This is a genomic window from Streptomyces sp. NPDC060366, from assembly GCF_042725135.1.
Taxonomy (GTDB): domain Bacteria; phylum Actinomycetota; class Actinomycetes; order Streptomycetales; family Streptomycetaceae; genus Streptomyces.
In genome coordinates, this window is record NZ_JBHXDC010000018.1 from 87,627 (window position 1) to 108,521 (window position 20,895).

19 protein-coding genes are annotated in these 20,895 nt (G+C 72.6%); 12 read left to right on the forward strand and 7 right to left on the reverse strand.

Annotation, left to right across the window (positions count from 1 at the left end; all coding sequences use genetic code 11):
• Nucleotide 1 precedes the first annotated feature (1 nt).
• Both ACFWHU_RS31560 and ACFWHU_RS31565 read left to right on the forward strand, forming a co-directional pair.
• The gene (locus tag ACFWHU_RS31560) at nt 2-550 is read left to right on the forward strand and encodes an isoprenylcysteine carboxyl methyltransferase family protein (protein WP_385792517.1); all 549 of its coding nucleotides are present in this window, start codon (nt 2-4) and stop codon (nt 548-550) included.
• The gene (locus ACFWHU_RS31565; RefSeq protein ID WP_385792319.1) at nt 547-1,560 is read left to right on the forward strand and encodes an NAD(P)/FAD-dependent oxidoreductase; all 1,014 of its coding nucleotides are present in this window, start codon (nt 547-549) and stop codon (nt 1,558-1,560) included. Before ACFWHU_RS31560 ends, ACFWHU_RS31565 begins: the two co-directional genes overlap by 4 nt.
• Before the next feature lie 35 nt (nt 1,561-1,595).
• On the opposite strand, the gene ACFWHU_RS31570 is transcribed toward ACFWHU_RS31565, so the two are convergent.
• Together ACFWHU_RS31570 and lnt are read right to left on the reverse strand one after the other, a co-directional pair.
• Complete coding sequence (locus tag ACFWHU_RS31570) at nt 1,596-2,081, reverse strand: NUDIX domain-containing protein (RefSeq protein WP_385792320.1); 486 nt, start codon at nt 2,079-2,081, stop codon at nt 1,596-1,598.
• 22 nt (nt 2,082-2,103) lie between these two features.
• Nucleotides 2,104-3,792 carry an apolipoprotein N-acyltransferase gene (gene lnt / locus ACFWHU_RS31575; RefSeq protein ID WP_387228977.1) on the reverse strand — a complete coding sequence of 563 codons (1,689 nt, stop codon included), beginning with the start codon at nt 3,790-3,792 and terminating at the stop codon, nt 2,104-2,106.
• A gap of 226 nt (nt 3,793-4,018) precedes the next feature.
• Here lnt and ACFWHU_RS31580 point away from each other — a divergent pair, with 226 nt between their 5' ends.
• The gene (locus tag ACFWHU_RS31580; RefSeq protein ID WP_387228979.1) at nt 4,019-5,041 is read left to right on the forward strand and encodes an O-antigen ligase family protein; all 1,023 of its coding nucleotides are present in this window, start codon (nt 4,019-4,021) and stop codon (nt 5,039-5,041) included.
• Between the two features lie 53 nt (nt 5,042-5,094).
• On the opposite strand, the gene ACFWHU_RS31585 is transcribed toward ACFWHU_RS31580, so the two are convergent.
• A complete protein-coding gene (locus ACFWHU_RS31585; protein WP_385792323.1) occupies nt 5,095-5,682 on the reverse strand; it encodes a hypothetical protein in 588 nt (195 codons plus the stop codon).
• Nucleotides 5,683-5,804: 122 nt separating this feature from the next.
• Nucleotides 5,805-6,593 carry a glutamate racemase gene (locus ACFWHU_RS31590; protein WP_387228981.1) on the reverse strand — a complete coding sequence of 263 codons (789 nt, stop codon included), beginning with the start codon at nt 6,591-6,593 and terminating at the stop codon, nt 5,805-5,807.
• Between the two features lie 58 nt (nt 6,594-6,651).
• Here ACFWHU_RS31590 and ACFWHU_RS31595 point away from each other — a divergent pair, with 58 nt between their 5' ends.
• The gene (locus ACFWHU_RS31595; RefSeq protein WP_385792325.1) at nt 6,652-7,824 is read left to right on the forward strand and encodes a glycosyltransferase; all 1,173 of its coding nucleotides are present in this window, start codon (nt 6,652-6,654) and stop codon (nt 7,822-7,824) included.
• Between the two features lie 24 nt (nt 7,825-7,848).
• Here the strand turns inward: ACFWHU_RS31595 and ACFWHU_RS31600 are convergent, their stop codons facing one another.
• Nucleotides 7,849-9,135, reverse strand: a complete 1,287-nt coding sequence (locus tag ACFWHU_RS31600) for a TerD family protein (protein ID WP_387228984.1) — start codon at nt 9,133-9,135, stop codon at nt 7,849-7,851.
• A 253-nt stretch (nt 9,136-9,388) separates the two neighbouring features.
• On the opposite strand from ACFWHU_RS31600, the gene ACFWHU_RS31605 reads away from it, so the two are divergent.
• From ACFWHU_RS31605 to ACFWHU_RS31620, 4 genes are all read left to right on the forward strand, one after another.
• The gene (locus tag ACFWHU_RS31605; protein ID WP_385792327.1) at nt 9,389-9,910 is read left to right on the forward strand and encodes a DUF6643 family protein; all 522 of its coding nucleotides are present in this window, start codon (nt 9,389-9,391) and stop codon (nt 9,908-9,910) included.
• Nucleotides 9,911-9,992: 82 nt separating this feature from the next.
• On the forward strand, nt 9,993-10,991 hold the full coding sequence (locus ACFWHU_RS31610; RefSeq protein ID WP_387228986.1) for an MOSC domain-containing protein: 999 nt from the start codon (nt 9,993-9,995) through the stop codon (nt 10,989-10,991).
• Between the two features lie 132 nt (nt 10,992-11,123).
• The gene (locus ACFWHU_RS31615; protein WP_387228988.1) at nt 11,124-11,732 is read left to right on the forward strand and encodes a hypothetical protein; all 609 of its coding nucleotides are present in this window, start codon (nt 11,124-11,126) and stop codon (nt 11,730-11,732) included.
• Between the two features lie 187 nt (nt 11,733-11,919).
• Nucleotides 11,920-14,349, forward strand: coding sequence for a right-handed parallel beta-helix repeat-containing protein (locus ACFWHU_RS31620; protein WP_387228990.1), 2,430 nt, complete (start codon nt 11,920-11,922; stop codon nt 14,347-14,349).
• Here ACFWHU_RS31620 and ACFWHU_RS31625 read toward each other — a convergent pair.
• On the reverse strand, nt 14,319-16,814 hold the full coding sequence (locus ACFWHU_RS31625) for a hypothetical protein (protein WP_387228992.1): 2,496 nt from the start codon (nt 16,812-16,814) through the stop codon (nt 14,319-14,321). The genes ACFWHU_RS31620 and ACFWHU_RS31625 overlap by 31 nt on opposite strands.
• 183 nt (nt 16,815-16,997) lie before the next feature.
• Between ACFWHU_RS31625 and ACFWHU_RS31630 the strand changes: the two genes are divergently transcribed.
• Nucleotides 16,998-17,828 (forward strand): DeoR/GlpR family DNA-binding transcription regulator, encoded by an 831-nt coding sequence (locus ACFWHU_RS31630; protein ID WP_385792518.1) that lies wholly within the window; start codon nt 16,998-17,000, stop codon nt 17,826-17,828.
• Nucleotides 17,825-18,310, forward strand: a complete 486-nt coding sequence (locus ACFWHU_RS31635) for an SRPBCC family protein (protein WP_385792332.1) — start codon at nt 17,825-17,827, stop codon at nt 18,308-18,310. The genes ACFWHU_RS31630 and ACFWHU_RS31635 overlap by 4 nt, the downstream gene beginning before the upstream one ends.
• Nucleotides 18,311-18,387: 77 nt before the next feature.
• Here ACFWHU_RS31635 and ACFWHU_RS31640 read toward each other — a convergent pair whose 3' ends face one another.
• Nucleotides 18,388-19,497, reverse strand: a complete 1,110-nt coding sequence (locus ACFWHU_RS31640) for a PLP-dependent cysteine synthase family protein (RefSeq protein ID WP_385792333.1) — start codon at nt 19,495-19,497, stop codon at nt 18,388-18,390.
• Nucleotides 19,498-19,782: 285 nt separating this feature from the next.
• Between ACFWHU_RS31640 and ACFWHU_RS31645 the strand changes: the two genes are divergently transcribed.
• Both ACFWHU_RS31645 and ACFWHU_RS31650 read left to right on the forward strand, forming a co-directional pair.
• Nucleotides 19,783-20,100: a hypothetical protein gene (locus tag ACFWHU_RS31645; RefSeq protein WP_385792334.1), complete on the forward strand. Its 318-nt coding sequence runs from the start codon at nt 19,783-19,785 to the stop codon at nt 20,098-20,100.
• 215 nt (nt 20,101-20,315) lie between these two features.
• Entirely contained in the window at nt 20,316-20,861 is a 546-nt protein-coding gene (locus tag ACFWHU_RS31650) for an ATP-binding protein (protein ID WP_385792335.1), read from the forward strand.
• Nucleotides 20,862-20,895 lie beyond the last annotated feature (34 nt).

A 20,895-nucleotide genomic window follows, 5' to 3' on the forward strand; every position in this document is an offset into this window, starting at 1 on the left:
CATGTGGTGGTACACGGCTTTGGTGCTCGCTGTCGCCGGTGAGCGGATCGTCGAACTCGTCGTCGCCCGGCGCAACGCCCGATGGAGTCAGGAGCGCGGTGGTACGGAGACCGGGCGCGGGCACTACCCGGCGATGGTGGCCCTTCACACCGGTCTGTTGGCCGGAGCGCTCTGCGAAACGGCCCTGGCCGGACGGGAGTTCGTGCCCGCGTTCGGCTGGACGATGGTGGGAGTCGTCGTGGCGGCGCAGGGGCTGCGCTGGTGGTGCATCAAGACGCTGGGGCCGCGCTGGAACACACGGGTGATCGTCGTGCCCGGTCTGCCGCTGGTGTCCGGCGGCCCCTACCGTCTGCTGCGCCACCCGAACTATGTCGCCGTCGTCGCGGAGGGCCTGGCGCTGCCGCTGGTGCACGGGGCGTGGGTGACGGCCGTCGTCTTCACCGCGCTCAACGCCGTCCTCATGGTGGTACGGATCCGCTGCGAGAACGCGGCGCTCGCCGTCGCGCCCGCCGGTGCGAGGGCCGGTACGACGGCCGGCGCGCCCGCGTGATCGACGTACTGATCGCCGGTGGCGGCCCCGCCGGGCTGGCCGCAGGGATCCACGCCGCGCTGGCGGGACTGCGGGCCGTGGTGGTGGAGCCGCGTACCACCCCGGTGGACAAGGCGTGCGGGGAGGGCATCATGCCGGGTGGCGTGGCGGCGCTGGGCGCGATGGGCGTGGAGGTGTCGGGGCGCGAACTGCGCGGTATCCGCTACCGGGACGGTGTGCGCGACGCCGAGGCGTGGTTCCGGGACGGTACAGGTCTCGGTGTCCGCCGCACGGAACTGCACGCCGCGCTGCGGCGACGGGCGGAGGCGCTCGGGGTGGAGACGGTCCGGGGCAAGGTCGGTGAGGTGTGGCAGGGCGCCGACCGGGTCGTCGCCGGGGGCAGGACCGCGCGGTGGCTGATCGCCGCCGACGGGCTGCACTCGCCGATCCGCCGGGGCCTCGGTCTGGATCTGCCGGACCGCGCTCCGGCCCGCTACGGTCTGCGGCGGCACTTCCATGTCGCGCCGTGGTCGGACTTCGTGGAGGTCCACTGGTCGCGGCGCGGCGAGGCGTATGTGACGCCGGTGGGGGACGGTCTCGTGGGTGTGGCCGTGCTGAGCCGCGAGCGGTGTGGATACGCCGAACACCTCGCCCGCTTCCCGGAGTTGGCGCCCCTGCTGGACGAACGCGCGGCGAGTGGCGTACGGGGAGCGGGTCCGTTGCGCCAGCGGGTGAGCCGTCCGCTGGCCGGCCGGGTGCTGCTCGTCGGTGACGCCGCCGGGTATGTGGACGCGCTGACCGGGGAGGGGGTCGCCCTGGCCCTCTCGACGGCCGGGGCGGCGGTGCGCGCGCTGGCCGAGGGACGTCCGCAGACGTATCCGGCAGCGTGGTCGAAGCTGACGAGACGTCACAGGGTGCTCACCGAGGGCCTGTTGCACGTCACGCGCAGCCCCCGGACGGCCCGCCTGATCGTGCCCGCGGCGGCCCGGCTCCCGACGGTCTTCGCGGCCGCGGTCCACGCGCTCCAGTAATCGGGGGGGGCGTGGCCGCCGCCGTGCGGGAATCCTCAGACGGTGCCCGTGCCCCGGTCGAACCAGGTGGGTTCGTCCGTGAGCGACTGCTTGATACGGAAGCGGGCGAACTCCCGCAGCTCGGGCAGCGCGTCCACGGAGAACCAGCCGACCTCCAGGGACTCGTCGTCGTTGACCCTGGCCTCCCCGCCGGTCGCGCGGCAGCGCACCGTGATGTCCAGGTACTGGCACTGGTCCCCGTTGGGGTACGTGACGGGGCTCGGCAGCGCCTGGACGAGCACGATCCGCTCGGCCGTACAGCGCACGGCGGTCTCCTCGTACACCTCGCGCTCCGCCGTCACGGCGGGCTGCTCCCCCGGCTCCGAGATCCCGCCGATGACCGACCAGTTGCCGGTGTCGGCGCGTCTGCCCAGCAGCACCCGGCCGTCGTCGTCGAAGACGATCGCGCTGATTCCCGGCAGAAGCAGCAACTGGTGCCCGGCGGTGGCACGGATCTCGCGGATGAAGTCTGGCGTTCCCATGCCACGACCCTATGCGCCGCTATCAGCTCATGCCGTCGGAAGCGGGCCGGCGGCGGGCACGTACGGTCCGTACGCCCACCAGGCCGAGACCGCCGACGGCGACCGCGACCAGCAGCGCCTCGGGCAGCGTGCCCATCGTGGTGGCGGGCGTCCGGGAGGAGCGCAGCGGCATCTCACGGACCAGGGCGTCCGGGGTGAACATCTTCGACTCGTCGACGACCTCGCCGTCGGGCATGATCATCGCGCTGACGCCGCTGGTGACGGGGACGACGACGGCCCGGCTGTGCTCGACGGCCCGTACGCGGGACATCGCGAGCTGCTGGTAGGTCATCTCGCTGCGCCCGAACGTGGCGTTGTTGCTCGGTACGGTGATGAGCTGCGCCCCGTGGGTGACGGTGTCGCGCACCGCCCAGTCGAAGGCCGCCTCGTAGCAGGTGGCGAGGCCGACCTTGGTGCCCGCGAGGTCGAACACGCCGACCTTGTCGCCGGGCCCGAAGTCGCGTCGTACCCGGTCGACGTCGGAGCTGAAGATCCGTACGAAGGAACGCATCGGGATGTACTCGCCGAACGGCTGGACGTGCCGCTTGTCGTACGTCGCGACGGGCCCGCTCTCGGGATCCCATTTGATCAGCGAGTTGCGCAGTTTTCCGGTGTCGGGCGAGAGCACGGAGCCGACCACCGTCGGCACGCCGATCGTCTTGACCGCGTCGTCGATGACGAGACGGGCGTCGCCGTTGCGGTAGGGGTCGAGGTCCGAGGAGTTCTCGGGCCACAGGACGAAGTCCGGCTTCGGCTCCTTGCCGGCCTTGACGTCGGCGGCGAGCTGTTCGGTGCGTTCGGCGTGGTTGTCGAGTACCGCGCGACGCTGGGCGTTGAAGTCGAGACCCAGGCGCGGCACGTTGCCCTGGATCGCCGCGACGGTCGCGGTGCCGTCCTCGGCCGAGTCGTCGACGAGGGGCAGCGCGGCGAGGGCGCCCACGACGGGGACGAGCACGGACAGCGCGGCGACGGCCACGGCGGTGCGCGGCAACGGCCGCCTCGTGCCCTCGGTACGGAGGTCGGCATCGGCGTCGGCGTCGGCGTCGGCGTCGGCGTCGGCGGAGGAGATGGGAGTGGCGGCGCGGCGGGCGAGGACCAGACGGACACCCTCGTACAGACCGAAGCCGCACAGCACGACCGCGAAGCCGAGTACCGGCGTACCGCCCACCGCCGCGAGCGGCAGGAACATGCCGTCCGCCTGGCCGAAGGCGATCTTGCCCCAGGGGAAGCCGCCGAACGGCACCCGGGCCCGCGCGGCCTCGCCCAGGATCCATACGGCGGCGGCGAACACCGGCGAGGCGGGCAGCCGGGACACGGCCGCGATCCCCATCCCGACGGCGCCGATGAACAGCGCGGAGACGGCGGCGAGCGCGACCCACGGCAGCGGGCCGACCTCTTCACCCGTCCACTTCAGCAGCGGCAGCAGGAACCCGAGACCGGCGAGGAAGCCGAGCCCGAATCCGGCGCGCGGGCGCCGACCCCGCAAGGTCCAGCCGAGCAGGGCGAATCCGGGCAGCGCCAGCCACCAGAGCGGGCGGGGCGGGAAGCTCGCGAAGAGCAGCAGCCCGGACAGTGCCGCGGCGCCGGGCCGTACGAACCGGCGCGGCCATCGCCTGCCTCCGGGCGCGGGTGCGGGCTCGGTGGGTTCGACGGGGGTGATGGTGGTGCTCACCCGGCGGAGTCTACGGTGGCGTCACCGGAAGGCGGCAGCCCGGCCAGGGTGCGGGGGCACTGCCGGACGGGGCCCAGGGGCTTCCTGCCACAACGTTTCTGCGCGAGATGTCCACAAAACCCCTTCCCTGCCGTTACCGTGTGCGCCAGCCCTGGGGCGGGTGCGGTGTGCCCCGACCGATCCGGCTCTCGTCGGCAGGGCCGTCTCGGGGCGGGGGGTCTACGGGGTGGCTGTACCGGCAAGCCGGTCCGTCGCACGCGAGCGCGGCGGCACCTCCGACATCGTGGGCACCGCGGTCCTCGTCGGCTGCGCGGTGTGGGCCCTGGTCAGCGCGGCCGGCCGGGAGGGCAGGCCCGAGGGCGTACTGCTGGCCGTGCTCGCGGTCGCCGCCGGCTACACGTGCGGACGTATCGCGGGTTCCCTGGTGCCGGTCGCCGCGGCGCTCACGCTGGCCGTCTTCGCGTACGTCATGGCCGTCGCCGCGCGTCAGGGCGTACCGGGCGACGCCGCCGAGAGCGCCGCGCCGCCGGGCGACACGGGCGCGGTCGCCGCGCTGCTGGTCCTGGCCGTGGGCGCCGCGTGCTGCGCCGCGGCCGCCTCGAAGTCGCCGGGGCGCCGGAACGCGCTGCTGGTGCTCGCCGCGGTGGCCGCGGCGAGTGGTCCGGTGCTCGGTTCCGTGGCGGGGCTGGTGGCAGCGGTGGGAGTGCTGCTCTGCTCGCTCGCCGCGGCGAGGATGCGCCATCGATCGCTGGGCCTGACGGGTTTCGTGATCGCGACGTGCCTGATGGTCGGCGTCTCGTGGGCGGTGGCCGTGCAGGCGTTGCCCGAAGGGCTGGCGTCGTCGCTGGAGGGGCAGCTCACGGCGCACCGGGTGCTTCTGTGGGAGGACGCGGTGGATCTCGTACGGGAGAATCCGCTGCTGGGCGCCGGGCCCGACCGGTTCGGCGATCTGAGCCCGACGGCGCTGGAGTCGCTGAACTCGGACGGCAAGCCGCACTCGGCGCCGTTCCAGCTGGCGGCGGAGCAGGGCGTCGCGGGTGTGCTGCTGCTGGGGGCCGCGTTCGGCTGGCTCCTGTACGCGCTGTGGCGCTCGCCCCGCACCACTCCTGTCGTACTGAGCGCCGGGGCCGCGCTGACGGCGCTGGCCGCCGTGGCGACGGTGGGCAACGCGCTGAGTTTCACGCCGGTGACGGCGGGCGCCGGGCTCCTCGCGGGCCTGGCGACAGCACGCTCACCGGACCGGCCCTAGTGCGCTTGTGCGAAGTCCCGCCCGGCTCGTGTCCGGCGGATCTCGCCGGGCTCTCAGACCTCGGCCGGGCCGAAGCCCGGCTTGGCCAGACGCACCTTCCCGGTGGCCGCCGCGCGGAGCCGGTCGCGGATGACCCGGACCGCCGCCTCCGCGTCGTCGACCGTCACCGTGAACGTCCTGCCGTCGCCGAGGCTCAGCACGACGCCCTCGCCGCGCCGTACCACCACGGCCGTGCCCTGCTCGGGCCGCCAGCGGTAGCCCCAGCCGCCCCACTGGCGGGGCGTGACACTCGGTTCGAAATCCGCCCCCGTCACCTGGGCGAGCGGGATCCGGCGGCGCGGCAGTCCGATGTGGCCGCAGCGCACTTCCAGATGCTCGTGATCGACCTTGACGTGTACGTGCACGAAGGCCAGCGTGCCGAAGAGGATCAGCAGTCCGGCGGCGACACAGCCGACCACCGACGCGGTCAGGGCGACGACACCGGTGGTCCAGGAGGATTGGATCGCCAGCTCGATACCGAGGGCGAGGCAGGCCGCGCCCACGACGGCGAACAGCCACTGAAAACGGTTGGTCGCTCGGCCGGTCCAGGTTTCGGGGAGGGGCACTGTGCCAGGCCCCCCTCGCCGGGGGTGCTCCGTCATGGGTGCAGCGTACTCACGATCCGTCCGGGGAGCACCGCCGCGACGGGCCCCGGAATGAGTGACTCCGGCAACAGACCCGCCCGCGGCCCCGCACCCGCGCACCGGCACGGCCGACGACCGTTCTAGTGCGCGTGGGTGACGGCGGCGAGCAGACGGCCCTCCGCGTAGGTCAGGGCGATGTCGGACAGCGGGGAGCGGTGACCGCTCAGCAGGACGGTGAGGTCACCGGGCGCCGCGGTGGCCGCGGGTGCCGGTATGTCGCCGAGCCGGCGCACCGTCTGCGCCGCGACGGCCTCGGCCGAGCCGTGGAGTGCGACATCCGCCACGCCGGGCCGCCGCAGGGCCGCGCGGATGCGTTCACCGACCAGTTCGTAATGGGTGCAGCCCAGGACGACGGTCCTTACCTCGCTCGGGGTGCGCAGCGCCGCCGCCGCGACGGCGGCGTCGATGCCCGCCTCGTCGCCGTGCTCCACCGCGTCGGCGAGACCCGGGCACGGCACCTCGGTGACGTCGACGGCGGCGGCGAAGGTACGGATGAGGTCGCGCTGGTAGGGGCTGCCGGTGGTGGCCGGGGTGGCCCAGATCGCGATGGGCCGGCCTCCGGTCGCCGCCGGTTTGATCGCGGGGACCGTGCCGATGACGGGGAGACCCGGCTCCAGGGCCGCGCGCAGCGCGGGCAGGGCGTGCACGGAGGCGGTGTTGCAGGCGACGATCAGCGCGTCGGGCCGGTGCGCGGCGGCGGCGCGGGCCACCGTGAGCGCACGCGCGACGACATCGTCGGGGGTACGCGGTCCCCACGGCATGCTGCCGGGGTCGGAGGAGAGTACGAGACCGGCGTCCGGCCGGAGCCGACGCATTGCGGCGGCGGCGGCGAGCAGCCCGATGCCGGAGTCCATCAGCGCGATCTTCACCCGGTCACCTTAGACGACGGGCCTTGCGGTCCCGCCGATCTGGGGCAGACTGCGGCGAATGAGCGCCATTGCCTGGATCGCCGCGGCCTCGCTGGCCGCCTGGGGCTTTCTGTTGCTGGGTCAGGGTTTCTTCTGGCGTACGGATCAGCGGCTGCCGCCGCGTGCGGCCCCGCCGGTGTGGCCCTCGGTCGCGCTGATCGTGCCCGCGCGTGACGAGGCGGACATGCTGCCGGTGAGTCTGCCGTCGCTGCTGGCGCAGGACTATCCGGGGCGGGCGGAGATCTTCCTCGTCGACGACTCCAGCACCGACGGTACGGCCGCGCTGGCCAGGGAGCTGGCCGACCGGCTGGGCGGGCTGCCGCTGACGGTGGTCTCGCCGCCCGAGCCGGCGCCGGGCTGGACGGGAAAGCTGTGGGCGCTGCGTCATGGCATCGAGCTGGCGCGGGCGGAGCGGCCCGACTACCTCCTCCTTACGGATGCCGACATCGCCCATGAGCCGGACAGCCTGCGCGAGTTGGTCGCCGCCGCGACGACGAACGGTCTCGACCTGGTCTCCCAGATGGCCCGGCTGCGGGTGGCGACCGCGTGGGAGCGGCTGATCGTGCCCGCCTTCGTCTACTTCTTCTCGCAGCTGTATCCCTTCCGCCGGGTCAACAAGGCGGGAGCGCGTACGGCGGCGGCGGCCGGCGGGTGCGTACTGCTGCGGACCGGGGTCGCCGAGCGGGCGCGGATCCCCGATTCCATCCGGCAGGCCGTCATCGACGACGTGTCGCTGGCCCGGACGGTACAGAAGGCCGGTGGCCGGATCTGGCTCGGCCTAGCGGAGCGGGTGGACAGCGTGCGTCCGTATCCGAGGCTGACCGATCTGTGGCGGATGGTGGCGCGCAGCGCGTACGCCCAACTCCTGCACAACCCGCTGCTGCTGATCGGCACCGTGGCCGGTCTCGCGGTCATCTATCTGGTGCCGCCCGCGGCGGTGTACGCGGGCCTGGCGGGCGGTGACACGTCCGCCGGTCTGCTGGGCGGCGGGGCGTGGGCGGTGATGGCCGGGACGTACGTACCGGTGCTGCGGTACTACCGGCAGTCGCTCTGGCTCGCTCCCCTGCTGCCCTTCACCGCCCTGCTCTACCTCCTGATGACCGTCGACTCGGCCGTGCGGCACTACCGGGGCCGCGGCGCGGCCTGGAAGGGGCGTACGTATGCCCGTCCGCAGGCCGCACCGGAGCGTTGAGCGGGGTCGCCGTCGGGGACGGGGTCACTTCCGGCCGGGGGTCCAGTTCATGCCCCAGCCGTACGCGTAGTCGATGGTGCGCTGCGGGCTGACTCCGCGTTCGGGTACGAGAAAACGCGCTTCGCGCTGGACCAGCAGATCGGAGCCGGTATTGGTGATCAATGCGAGCGCGCAGACCGTGGAGGGAACCGTGCACTCGCCGAGTGAGAAGTCGATCGCCGCACCGTTGCGCGGCTGGAGTGTGACCGTCGCGTCGAGATCGGCGAAGCTGCGCGCCCCTTCGTAGATCGTCACGAAGATGACGATGCGGCGCAGTTGGTTCTTGTGGTCGAGGTTGATGCTGAGATTCTCGCCGTTGGCCGAACCACCGGTGCGGTCGTCGCCGTCGAGATGGATGAACGGCGGCTGGTGAAGGGCTCCGAAGGCATTACCGAGTGCCTGGACGACGCCTTTGCGGCCGTCGGTCAGTTCGTAGAGCGCGCACAGGTCGAGGTCGAGGTCGCCGTGCATGGCGACGGCACGGCCCAGCTTGGCGCCCCAGCCCTTGAACTGCTTGCGCACCTGCCAGCTGAGATTGACGCGCATCTCACCGGAGTTGCCGCCCTGCTTGGACAGCGAGACGGACGGGGCCTCCTTGGTCAGCGTGACCTTGCTGAGCCGTACGGGAGCGGGGGCCGGGGGCGCGGGGGGCGCCGGCGGAGCGGCGGGCCTGTGGACGGGCGGGGCGGGGGCCGCGACCGGGGCCGGGGGCGCGGGGGTCATCGGTGCCGGGGCCGCCGCCTGCTGCGGCTCGTCGACGCTGATGCCGAAGTCCGTGGCGAGGCCCTCGAGTCCGCTGCTGTAACCCTGGCCGACCGAGCGGAACTTCCAGGCGCCCTGCCGCCGGTAGAGCTCGCCGAGCACGAACGCCGTCTCGATGGTCGCGTCCTGGCTGTCGTAGCGCGCGATCTCGGCGCCCGACGTCGCGTCGAGGACACGTACGTACAGTCCGGGCACCCCGCCGAAGTTGCCGCCGTCCGCCGACGCGGCGACGACGATCCGCTCGATGTCGGCCTCCACACGGGCCAGATCGACGGAGAGGGTGTCCGTCACCGTGCCGGGACCTGTGCCTTTCCCGTCGTAGCGCACCGCGCCCGACGCGTGCGCCGGCTGGTTGTAGAAAACGAAGTCCGCGTCGGAGCGGACCTTTCCCGTCTTCAGCAGAAGAGCCGAGGCATCGACATCCGGTGTCCCCGGCGCCGAACGCCACCCCAATTCGACACGCACACTCGGTGCCGACACCGGAACATTGGCTCCTTTAAGCATGGACATGCTCGCCCCCATCGAGAGTCGGGTGACCGAAAGTTTTCCGTCGCGCCAAACCTAATCGCTGAAACAGTCGTCGCGCCCCCGAGGACCGACGAGTAACCCCTCCGGAGCTTGCCCTTTACACGATCACTACGCTGCCGGACGACCGATTTTCCCAAGTTCGCTCGCATTGGGGATCCGAAGTCGCCCACACCGCCGGAAACAACCCCCTTATCGGACTCCCCAACCGGCACATCGTGGGCTTAACTTATGTTCCATGACCTCCCCCCGCGCCACCTACGGCGGCGGTTACTACACCGCGCCGTCGTTCCCGGACACCCCGATCTACGACTCCCTGGTCGCGGAGCGGGGCACGCCTCAGATCGCCCCGATCCGAGTGCCTTCCGCCTACGACACCGGCAGCAGCTACCAGAGCAACAGCTATCTGCCGGCGCTGCCTTCGGCGCTTCCCGCACTGCCGGCGGCTCCTTCGCAGCCCACGCCGTCCTACGGCGGCTACCAGCCACAGCCGGCGCAGCACCCCGTGCCGCTCCAGCACGCCCCGGCGCCCTACGTTCCGCAGCAGGCGCCGCCTCGCGGCTACCAGAGCGCTCAGCCCTACCCGCCCCAGCAGCAGCAACAGCAACCGCGTCCTCAGCAGCCCCGTCCGCAGCAGCAGCAGCGACCGGGGTCGGCGACGGGGTACGAGGCGATGCGCCCCGCTTCGCCGCGTCCGGCGCCCGCGCCGGTGCAGTACGACGATCCGTACAACCGCCCGTACCAGAGCCGGGGTTACTGACACCGGCCGCTCCGGGAGGACCGGAACGGTCGGCGCACCGGGACGGGCGGAGGGAGTGGGGGCTCCCTGGCAGGATGGCCGTATGCCTCAGCCGCTCGCTCCAGTCCTGCACGCCCTGCGCGTCCATCCGGTGAAGTCGGTGGGAGGTTTCACGGCGGACAGCGCGGTCGTCGAGCCCTGGGGTCTGGCGGGAGACCGCCGGTGGACGCTGATCGACGAGTCGGGCACCGCTCTCACGCAGCGCGAGTCGCCACGGCTCGCGCTGGCCCGCGCCGAGCCGCTGCGGGACGGCGGGCTCGTGCTGTACGCGCCCGGCCGGGCACCGCTGGAGGTCACGCGCCCCGGGACGGGCGGGACACGAGCGGACGGCACCAGAACGGGCGGCGCCGGAACGGGCACGCCGGGAGAAAGCGGCCCGCGAACAGGTGAAGCGCGGCCGGCCGACCCACGAACAGCCGTGCCGGGAGCGGGTGTCGGTATCAGCCTGGCGGAGGCCGGGCCACCCGCCGACGCGCACGACGTCGTGGTGAACATTTTCGGGACCAAGGTTGACGCGTCGCTCGCCGACGCGCGGGCGAGCGACTGGTTCAGCCGCCACCTCGGGGTGGAGGTCCGGCTGGCACATCTGGGCGACCCGGCGACCGCGCGGCCGGTCGATCCGGCATACGCGCGCCCCGGCGACACCGTCACCTTCGCCGACAGTCACCCCCTGCTCGTCGTCACCGTCTCCTCCTTCGACGCCCTCAACTCCCTGATAGCGCAGGGCGACCACGCCGACGAGGGTCCGCTGCCGATGGACCGCTTCCGGCCGAATCTCGTCGTCGCGGGGACCGCACCCTGGGCGGAGGACGAGTGGCGCCGGATCACCGTCGGCGAGGTCACCTTCCGCGTCGCCAAGCCGTGCGGGCGCTGTGTCGTCACCACGACCGACCAGCGGACGGCGGCGCGCGGCAAGGAACCGCTGCGTACGCTCGCCCGGCACCGCCGAATCGACGGCAAGCTGGTCTTCGGGCAGAAGCTGGTGCCCGAGAACACCGGCACGGTGCGGGTGGGAGACGTGGTGAGGGTGTTCACCGACTGACGCCGGCCCCGATCCGGCCCGTCGAACCCAAGGGTGATTTCGCTCTCCCTTACGCCCTTTTGTGCGTGGGCCGCGCTTCATGGGGCTATGACGGACAGGGGAACGGACAGCGGACGGAAGGGGTGCGGCGAGATGCGAGCGGTCGTGGGGCTCCGGCGCTGGCGGCACAACCCGCTGCGCAGAAGGACCGATCTCGTCGAGGCATGGGTCGCGCTCGGCGCCCTCGTCCTGCTGCTCCTCGCCGTCCCGGCGATTGGCTTGATCTCGGGCACGGCGACCGACGAGACGCTCCGGCGGACGATCCGTGCCCAGCACGAGGACCGGCACCGTACCGAGGCCCGGGTGGTCCGCCTCGCCACGGGATCCGCGCGTGTCATGTACGACCCCGAGACCTCGGCCGAGCGCGAGACCGGCCGGCCGGTGATCGCCAAGTGGACGGCGCCGGACGGGAGTCGGCACACCGAGGCCGTCCGCTCGGCGCCGGCCACGGTCCGGGCCGGTGACACCTTCCCGGTCTGGACCGACCACGCCGGAGAGCTCACCGAACGTCCGACGGATCTCACGACCGCCCGTACACACGCGGTGCTGGCGGGGATCGGGGTGGCCGCGCTCGCCGCCGGTCTGGTCGAGGCCGCCAGACGGCTGGTGGTCCGCAAGCTCAACCAGCGCCGGTACGCACGGCTCGACCTGGCCTGGGCCCAGGCCGGTCCGGACTGGGGCCGTACGGGCGCGGGCAGCTGAGCCGGAGGTCCGAACAGCACTTCTCACCGCGATCGGAACGGCTCTTGGGTCAACTCACCGGTGCCGCGCGCGCTACGGTGGTGCGACCCGGTCCTCTGTCGTGGCCGGGACTTCCTTGAATTGACCCCGGAGCGGGTCCGATCGGCACAGCACGCGCAGGCGCACGAGGTGGGGACAGAACAACACCATGGCACAGGGCACCGTCCAGGTGACGCACACCGGCACCTCGCGTTGGCGCCGGCGTACCGGCGAGTACGCGTCTCTCTCCGCGGCCCTGGAGGCCGCGAGCGACGGCGACATACTCACCGTCGCGCCGGGCACCTACCGGGAGAATCTCGTGGTCACGCGCGCCGTCACGCTGCGCGGACCCGAGAGCCCGTCGGGTTCGGTGCGCATCGCTCCGCCGGACGGCGTACCGCTCACGGTGCGCGCGTCGGCCACCATTCACGATCTCCATGTGGAGGGCCAGGACACGACCGCGCCCGCGCTGCTCGTGGAGGACGGCACTCCCGAGCTGACGGATCTGCGGATCGTCACGCGCTCGGCCGCCGGCATGGAGGTGCGCGGCGCCGCGCGTCCCACCGTCCGCCGCTGCACCGTCGACAATCCGGCCGGTGTCGGGATCGCCGTACTCGACGGCGCCGGGGGTGTGTTCGAGGACTGCGAGGTGGTCGCGGCCGGTCAGTCGGGCGTCTCCGTACGCGGCGGGGCGCACCCCCGGCTCGAACGCTGCCGGATCCACCACGCGTCGGGCGGCGGTCTGACGGTCACCGGCGAGGGCAGCGGGCTGGAGGCCGTCGGCTGCGAGGTGTACGAGATCAAGGGCACCGGCGTGCAGATCGCCTCCCGCGCCGCGGCCCATCTCACCGACTCCAGCGTCCATCGCACATCGGCCGACGGCATCACGCTCGACACGGACGCGGTGCTGACGCTCTCCGACTGCGACATCCACGACATCCCGGAGAACGCGGTCGATCTGCGCTCCCGCTCGGTGCTGACGCTGACCCGCTCCACGGTGCGCCGCTTCGGCCGCAACGGTCTCTCCGTCTGGGACCCGGGCACCCGGGTGGACGCCAACCAGTGCGAGATACATGACAGTACGGGCGACTACCCGGCGGTCTGGGTGAGCGACGGGGCGACGGTCGTCCTCGACTCCTGCCGCGTGCACGACGTACCGGACGCGCTGTTCGTCCTCGACCGCGGCTCCCGCGCCGACGTCGTGGACAGCGACCTCTCCCAGGTGCGCAACACGGCCGTGTCGGTGAGCGACGGCGCGACGGCGCAGCTCGACGACTGCCGGATCAGGGAGGCGTCCACCGGCGCCTGGTTCCGGGACCACGGCAGCGGCGGCACACTCAACTCCTGCACCATCGACGGCGTGCAGACCGGTGTCATCGTCACCAAGGGCGCGGACCCGACCATCGAGCGCTGCACGATCACCTCGCCCGCGGAGGCCGGTTTCTACGTCTCCGCCGAGGGCCGCGGCACCTTCCACGACTGCCGTGTCACGGGCAGCGGCGGTTACGGCTTCCATGTGATGGACGGCTGCCGTACGACGCTGACGCGCTGCCGCACCGAGCGCTGCGCGCGCGGGGGTTACGAGTTCCCGGACGGCGCCGCGGCGGGCGCGGAGGGCAACGGGGCGGGGCCGACCGTGGAGGACTGCACGAGCGACGAGAGCGGGGTACTGGCCGCGGCGCCGCAGCCGGCGGCGGTACTGACGGCGACGCAGACGACGGGGCTGCTGGGCGCCGTCCCGGCGCAGAGCGCGCCGCCCGTGCCGGACGCCGTGCCAGCCGAGCCGGTACGCGATCCGGGCAAGGTCCTCGGTGAACTCGACGCGCTGGTGGGCCTGGAGAGCGTCAAGCGCGAGGTCCGCGCCCTCACCAACATGATCGAGGTCGGCAGGCGCAGGCAGCAGGCCGGTCTCAAGGCCGCGTCGGCCCGCCGCCATCTGGTCTTCACCGGCTCCCCCGGCACCGGCAAGACGACGGTGGCCCGGCTGTACGGCGAGATCCTGGCCTCGCTCGGGGTGCTGGAGCGCGGTCATCTCGTCGAGGTCTCGCGGGTGGACCTGGTGGGTGAGCACATCGGCTCCACCGCGATCCGTACGCAGGAGGCCTTCGACCGGGCCCGTGGCGGTGTCCTGTTCATCGACGAGGCGTACGCGCTGTCGCCGGAGGACTCGGGGCGCGACTTCGGGCGTGAGGCGATCGACACGCTGGTGAAGCTGATGGAGGACCACCGGGAGGCGGTGGTGGTGATCGTCGCCGGGTACACGGTGGAGATGGAACGCTTCCTCGCCGTCAACCCCGGTGTGGCGTCCCGCTTCTCACGGACCATCACGTTCGACGACTACGAGGCGGACGAACTGCTGCGGATCGTGGAGCAGCAGGCCGAGGAGCACGAGTACCGGCTCGGCGCGGGTACGCCCGAGGCGCTGCTCAAGTACTTCGCCATACTGCCCAAGGGGCCGGCCTTCGGCAACGGCCGTACGGCGCGCCAGACGTTCGAGTCGATGGTGGAGCAACACGCGAGCAGGGTCGCCCAGTTGCCGGAGACCAGCACGGACGACCTGACGCTGCTCTACGCGGACGATCTGCCCGAACTGCCCTGACTTCGGGGGCTGTCCGGGTTTCCCCGGTCCGCCGCCGCGCCGTCCCGCTGCGCGGGAAGTGCGGGCGGCAGCCGGTCGAGCAACGCCGCGCGTTCCACGGCGAAGGCGGGATCGGCCTGGTACTCGGAGTGGCCGAGGATCGGTTCGGGCAGTGGGCGGCGCTCGGTACGTCCGTAGGCGAGCGGGTCCTTGAGCGGCCCGTGGTCCACGGCCGGCGCGTCTCCCTCGGCATCGAGCCTGACGGGGCCGCCGATCGGGTCGGTGGCGCGCCACAGGTTGCGCCAGCAGTGCACCTCCCCGCGCAGGTCGCTCAGGGGCGCCGCGCCGAAGTAGGCGGGGAACCAGCGGCCGTACAGCCGCTCCAGCGGTGAGCCGTACGTCAGCAGCGCCACCCGGTGGCGGGTGCCCTCCCGCAACTGCCAGACGGCCGCCGCGGCCAGCACGCTGCCCTGCGAATGGCCGGAGATGACGAGGCGTCCGCCGGTGCGGGCGGTCCAGGAGGCCATCCGCCAGGTGAGGTCGGGCACGGCGCGCTCCGCGTAGCACGGCGGCGCGAAGGGGTGCGAGGCGCGCGGCCAGAACGTGCCGACGTCCCAGAGGATGCCGATGGTGCGCCGGGCGGACGGGTCGCGGTAGGCGCGGCGGCCCCAGGTGACGAACAGTACGAAGCCGAGGCCGATCAGCCAGGAGCCGAGCGCCTGCGCGGTGTCGGCGACGGACTGGACCAGCGCGGGCCCGCCCTCGGCCGCCCGGCCAGGCACGTCCCCGCTCAGCCAGGCCCCGAGGACGGCGCCGATGCCGAGCAGGAGCGTGGCGCCGGAGACGAGGCCGACCAACCAGGGCGCCGCGTCGGTGAGTTCGGCGCGCGCCCGCGCCCCGGCGATCCGGCGGGTACGGACGGAGTCCGGCGTGACCTTCTCCTCCCGTGACCCGTACTCCGCCTCCACGACGGGCGCGAGGCGGCGGGCGGTGCGCACGGTGCGTACGGCGAGGAGGACGACCGGGACCAGCAGGAGCACGAGCAGAACGGGGATGACGGCGGCCTGCCAGCTCAGCAGCACCGGCGGTCCGACGATCGAGCCCTCACCCATGCCCGGTGTGCCCGACCCGTCGAGCCAGTCGCCGACGCGCTGCGCCACGCCGCCGGTCATCACCCCGGCCAGGGCGCAGGCCAGCATCGCGACGGCGGGGCCGCCGAGGCCGAGGAGGGCGATCCTGGCGTGCGGGGCACGTCGGTGCAGGACGAGGGCCGCGGCGGCGAGGGCGAGGACGAAGACGCCCTGGGCGAGGACGAGCACCGGGAACGTGATCGCGCCGGGGAGGGTGCCGGTGGAGGTCCAGCCGGGGCGGGACCAGGCCGCGTACAGCACGGAGAGGCCGAGCAGGGCGAGGGAGACGGCGGGCAGCAGGCTGATGACCGCCTTGTCGAGCGTGCCGTCGCGCCGGCGCTCGCTGCGGCCCCTGCTGCACACCACCCAGAGCACAACGAGGGCGCCGACGACGAGAGTTGACTGGAGCAGCCAGCCGGCGCTCTCGCGTACGGCACTGGACGCGCCGCGGTCGTAGCGGGCGGTGGCGCCGGTGATCGCGCCCGCGACGGTGAGGAATCCGGCGGCGGTGTGCGCGGCGCGCAGGCGCGCGACGAGCCGGCGGCCGTACCAGAAGCCGGGTCTGGCGAGTGCGGGCCGGACCTTCGGGGCGCGGTGGGGGCTCTCCCCCGCCGGGCCCTCGGCCGGTCCTTCGTAGGCGTCGGTGGCGTCGGTGGCGTCCGTGGCGTCGGTGGCGCTCCCGGCCTCGGGGGCCGGCTCCGGGAGGCTCCCGCCCGGGACGGCGTCGGTCGGCGGGCGCTGGGCCTCGTACGCGCTCCAGGTCCGGTTGGACAGGTACCAGAGGAGGCCCACCAGCGCCGCCGGTACGAGGGCGGCCAGCGCGAGACGGCGGCCGGGCTGTGCCCACCAGCCGTCCCGCGCGGCGGACAGGAAGCCGAGCCAGGCCCGGTCGTCCGCGCAGCCGGCGGAGCCCGCGCACTGCCAGGCCACCAGGTCGAGCGCGACCTCGCAGGCGCCGGCCGTCAGCAGCACGGTGAGCGTGAGGGCGAGCAGCCGTACGAGCACGCCGTAGAGCCGCTGTGTCCTGGCGAGCCCGTTGGTCGCCGGGCGCATCCAGTGCGCGAGGTTGACGACCATGAAGGGAAGCAGCAGCAGCCACAGGGCGCGCGCGCCGTTCCCGGAGGTGAGGTTGGACCAGCAGTACGCCTCGGGCACCGGCCCGTCCTCGTACCGCTCGGGGTGGGACTCGGCCTCCTCGTCGTCGGGACGCCGGTGGATGGCCGCGGTCTCGTCGCCCGTGATCCGGACCGTGTACGGATCGGCGAGCATCTCCTGCGGGGTGGCGCCGCCGACGCCGTGGACCAGCAGTTCGAGCGCGGCGCCGCCGCCGCTGCGGACGGGGGGCTCAGGGGACACGTCGATGACTCGCTCTCCGGGTGGCGTCTCGCGGGCGGTGACCACCCCTCAGCGACTCTCCCCGGACCCGGGCGGGCCGACACCTGAGTGCGGGGCCCAACGCCGTGGGAGGATGGGGAACCTTTTGATCAGCTGTGTACGGCGGCCACGCACGATGCCGACGTGGAAGGACAGGCCCCGGTGGTGAGCGACAACCAGAACCTCCTCGCGGAACAGCGCCGCGCCCTGATCCTCGACGAGGTGCGCAGGCGCGGCGGAATCCGGGTCAACGAGCTGACGCGCAAGCTCAACGTCTCGGACATGACGGTCCGCAGGGACCTCGACGCGCTCGCCCGGCTCGGCGTCATCGAGAAGGTGCACGGCGGCGCCGTGCCGGTGGTCGAGGCGAGTACGCACGAGCCGGGCTTCGAGGCCAAGTCGGAGCTCGAACTGAGCGCCAAGGAGGACATCGCGCGGGCGGCGGCGGCCATGGCGGTGCCAGGCCGGGCGATCGCGCTGTCGGGCGGGACCACCACGTACGCGTTGGCGCACCACCTGCTGGACGTGCCCGATCTGACGGTGGTGACGAACTCCGTGCGGGTCGCGGACGTGTTCCATGCCGCGCAGCCGGCCGGGAGTTCGGGTGGTCAGCGCGCGGGCGCGGCCACCGTGGTCCTGACGGGAGGTGTCCGTACGCCGTCGGACTCGCTGGTCGGGCCGGTCGCCGACCAGGCGATCCGCTCCCTCCACTTCGACGTGCTCTTCCTGGGTGTGCACGGCATCTCCGCGGAGGCCGGTCTGTCCACGCCGAATCTGGCCGAGGCGGAGACGAACCGCCGTTTCGTGCGTTCGGCGCGCCGAGTGGTGGTCGTCGCCGACCACACCAAGTGGGGGACGGTGGGCCTGAGTTCGTTCGCGACGCTGGACCAGGTCGACACCCTGGTCACCGACGCCGGACTGTCGGCCGAGGTGCGCGAGGAGATCGTGGAACATCTGCCGGGCCTGGTGGTCGCCGGCGAATCGGGTGACCGGTGACCGTCTTCCGCGTGGAGCGCCGTACGGACCTGCCGGCCGAGGAGGCCTGGCGGCGCGTCACCGACTGGCCGGCGCACGGCCGCCGGGTGCCCTTGACACGGATCCTGGTGAACACGCCGGGGCCGACCGGCACCGGGACCGTGTTCGTGGCGCGCACCGGGCTGGGACGCGCGCGGTTCGACGACCCGATGGAGATCGTGCGCTGGGAGCCGCCCACGCCGGGGAGCCCCGGACGCTGCCGGCTGGAGAAGCGTGGCCGGATGGTCAGGGGCTGGGCCGAGATCGAGGTGACGGCGTCGGCGACCGAGGCCGGGACCGCGACCGGGGCCGGCCCCGGGACCGACGGTCGCACGCTGGTGGCCTGGGCGGAGGAGCTGTCGTTCAGCTTCCTGCCGCGCTTCCTCGACCGGGTGACCGCACGGACAGGACGCGTCGTCTTCGGCCGCGTGGTCGACGGCCTTCTGCGTGGCCGGGGGCGCTGAACGCGCCCGACGCCCGGCGACTGCCGGGCGGTTGTCCGGCCGGGGGACTCCCGGCGGTGCGCTGATGTCCGACGCGGTCAGTCGGACCAGACCCCGGTCCGCAGGAAGCTGTCGATCGTGGCGGTGTACGGCGCGATGTCGATGTCCTGTGCGGCGAGCCAGTCGTCGGAGTAGTACTTGTCGAGGTAGCGGTCGCCCGGGTCGCAGATCAGGGTCACCACACTGCCCTTGCGGCCGTCGGCCACCATCTCGGAGACGATCTTCAGCGCGCTCCACAGTCCGGTGCCGGTCGAACCGCCCGCCTTGCGGCCGATGTTGCTCTCCAGCACGCGTACGGCGGCGATGCTCGCGGCGTCCGGCACCTTCATCATCCGGTCGATGGCCCCCGTGACGAAGCTCGGCTCCATCCGTGGTCTGCCGATGCCCTCGATGCGCGAACCGCGCTCCCCGCTCGCCCGCGGGTCGCGGCGGGTCCAGCCGTCGAAGAAACAGGAATTCTCCGGGTCGGGGACACAGACCATGGTGTCGTACTGCGTGTAGCGCACATAGCGGGCGATCGTCGCCGACGTGCCGCCGGTGCCGGCGGTCGCCACGATCCACGCGGGCTCCGGATAGCGCTCCAACCTCAGTTGCTGGTAGATCGATTCGGCGATGTTGTTGTTGCCCCGCCAGTCGGTGGCCCGCTCCGCGTAGGTGAACTGGTCCATGTAATGGCCGCCGGTCTCGGCCGCGAGCCGCGCCGACTCCTCGTACATCCTGCGCGAGTCGTCGACGAAGTGGCAGCGCCCGCCGTGGAGTTCGATGAGCCGGCATTTCGCCGGGCTGGTGGTGCGCGGCATGACCGCGATGAACGGGACGCCGATCAGCTTCGCGAAGTACGCCTCCGAGACCGCTGTCGAGCCGCTGGACGCCTCGATGACGGGCTTTCCGGGGCGGATCCAGCCGTTGCAGAGCCCGTAGAGGAACAGCGAGCGGGCGAGCCGGTGTTTGAGGCTGCCGGTCGGGTGGGTGGACTCGTCCTTCATGTACAGGTCGATGCCCCACCGCTCCGGCAGCGGGAAGAGCAGGAGGTGCGTGTCGGCCGAGCGGTTGGCGTCGGCCTGGACCTTGCGTACGGCCTCCTTGAGCCAGGCCCGGTACGCGGGGTCGCCGCGGTTCACGTCGATGGTCTGCTGCCGCTCTGTCATGCGCGCCGTCCCCTGCTCCGCCGGTGCCGTGCTCCGCCCGTGCCGTGTTCCGCCGGTGTCCGCAGCCACGGTCACCGCCGGGACACGAGCGCAACAGTAAGCCCTCGACCTGCGCAAACCATGCCTTTGGGTATCCATAGCCGCGCCTTGGACATGGGGCTCCCAGGGCACCGGGTGCCGTTGCTGACGGGTCGTTCGGGACGGCCGGGGCAGCCGCTCTGGCGTCCGCGCGCCGAGTTGTGCAGACTTCCCTTAGGGAACAGGCACGGAGGGGGCGGATCAGCCATGGCGGAACCGGAGTTCAGCGCGAGTGGCGTCGAGATAGAGCGCTGGCCCCGCTCGCTCACGAAGGCGGGACGGGTCCTCATCCAGGACGGCAGGCTGGCTCTGCTGACCAGCTACGGACGGGTCATCGACAGCGCGCCGCTGCCGGCGGTGCAGGCGGCGAAGCCGTGGTTCCGGGGGGACGACAGCACGGTGGCGACCGTGAACGGCACGCGCTACCGGCTGACCATGGGCGGGGACGGCCGGCGGCCGGAGGGCAGAGTGCTGGCCGGGCGCTTCCTGGAGACCGTACGCAGAGCTGGGGCGGCGAAGACCTGACCCTCGTCCCGTTCGGATCCCGCCCGGCCCGCCTGCCTCGATGACGCGAGTTGCGGTCCCGTAGGAGGTGGTTCACTCTGGGGTGTATCACTCAGGGTGAACCGGTGGTGACGCTGCGATCCAGCCCCGCCGGGCAGGACAGCAGCGAGCCTCGCGAGTGAGCTGCTGGATTTGATCCATGCCTTCTTCCGGACCTCAATCGGGGAGTCGCAGCCGTGATCAGCCAGCCGAACAGGCAGTGCACGGTGGAGCTCCAGGCCCTGCCGTCGCGGATCCGCCAAGTCCGCAGAATCGTTTCTGCGCAATTGCGCTACTGGCATCTCGACCCACTCATCGACCCAGCGGCGCTCGGCGTGACCGAGTTGCTGACCAACGTCCACCGGCACGCACAGCCGGACAAGATGTGCACCGTCGACATCGAGCTCCTGCTCGACCGGCTCACGGTCTCGGTCCACGACCACGACCCGCGCTTGCCGACGATCAAGGCGGCCGATCCGCTCGACGTGTGCGGGCGCGGTCTCGCCCTGATCGAGGCGGTCAGCGAGAGCTGGGGAGTGCGCGCGGAGGGCGACGCGGGGAAGGTCATCTGGTTCACGCTTCCCGCCCCGTCCGCCGCCGCTCCGCCCCGCAATCCGGTGTACGGCGCGACGACCGACGGACCCTTCTCGCACGGCTCCTTCGCCGAGAGCCCCTTCGCGGGGATCCGGTCCGTGGCCGGGGAGCGCGAACATACCTCCGCCCGGTCCGCCGTCGTCGGCTGACCGGGCGGAGGGGGCGCCTCGGCGCGTCACCTCG

Bases quoted from the DNA above. Each gene is read 5' to 3' on its own strand.
- ACFWHU_RS31585 (WP_385792323.1), bottom strand. From the start codon at position 5,682: ATGACGGAGCACCCCCGGCGAGGGGGGCCTGGCACAGTGCCCCTCCCC.
- ACFWHU_RS31615 (WP_387228988.1), top strand. From the start codon at position 11,124: ATGCGAGCGGTCGTGGGGCTCCGGCGCTGGCGGCACAACCCGCTGCGC.
- ACFWHU_RS31640 (WP_385792333.1), bottom strand. From the start codon at position 19,497: ATGACAGAGCGGCAGCAGACCATCGACGTGAACCGCGGCGACCCCGCG.
- ACFWHU_RS31595 (WP_385792325.1), top strand. From the start codon at position 6,652: ATGAGCGCCATTGCCTGGATCGCCGCGGCCTCGCTGGCCGCCTGGGGC.
- ACFWHU_RS31570 (WP_385792320.1), bottom strand. From the start codon at position 2,081: ATGGGAACGCCAGACTTCATCCGCGAGATCCGTGCCACCGCCGGGCAC.
- ACFWHU_RS31605 (WP_385792327.1), top strand. From the start codon at position 9,389: ATGACCTCCCCCCGCGCCACCTACGGCGGCGGTTACTACACCGCGCCG.
- ACFWHU_RS31620 (WP_387228990.1), top strand. From the start codon at position 11,920: ATGGCACAGGGCACCGTCCAGGTGACGCACACCGGCACCTCGCGTTGG.
- ACFWHU_RS31610 (WP_387228986.1), top strand. From the start codon at position 9,993: ATGCCTCAGCCGCTCGCTCCAGTCCTGCACGCCCTGCGCGTCCATCCG.
- ACFWHU_RS31645 (WP_385792334.1), top strand. From the start codon at position 19,783: ATGGCGGAACCGGAGTTCAGCGCGAGTGGCGTCGAGATAGAGCGCTGG.
- ACFWHU_RS31560 (WP_385792517.1), top strand. From the start codon at position 2: ATGTGGTGGTACACGGCTTTGGTGCTCGCTGTCGCCGGTGAGCGGATC.
- ACFWHU_RS31600 (WP_387228984.1), bottom strand. From the start codon at position 9,135: ATGTCCATGCTTAAAGGAGCCAATGTTCCGGTGTCGGCACCGAGTGTG.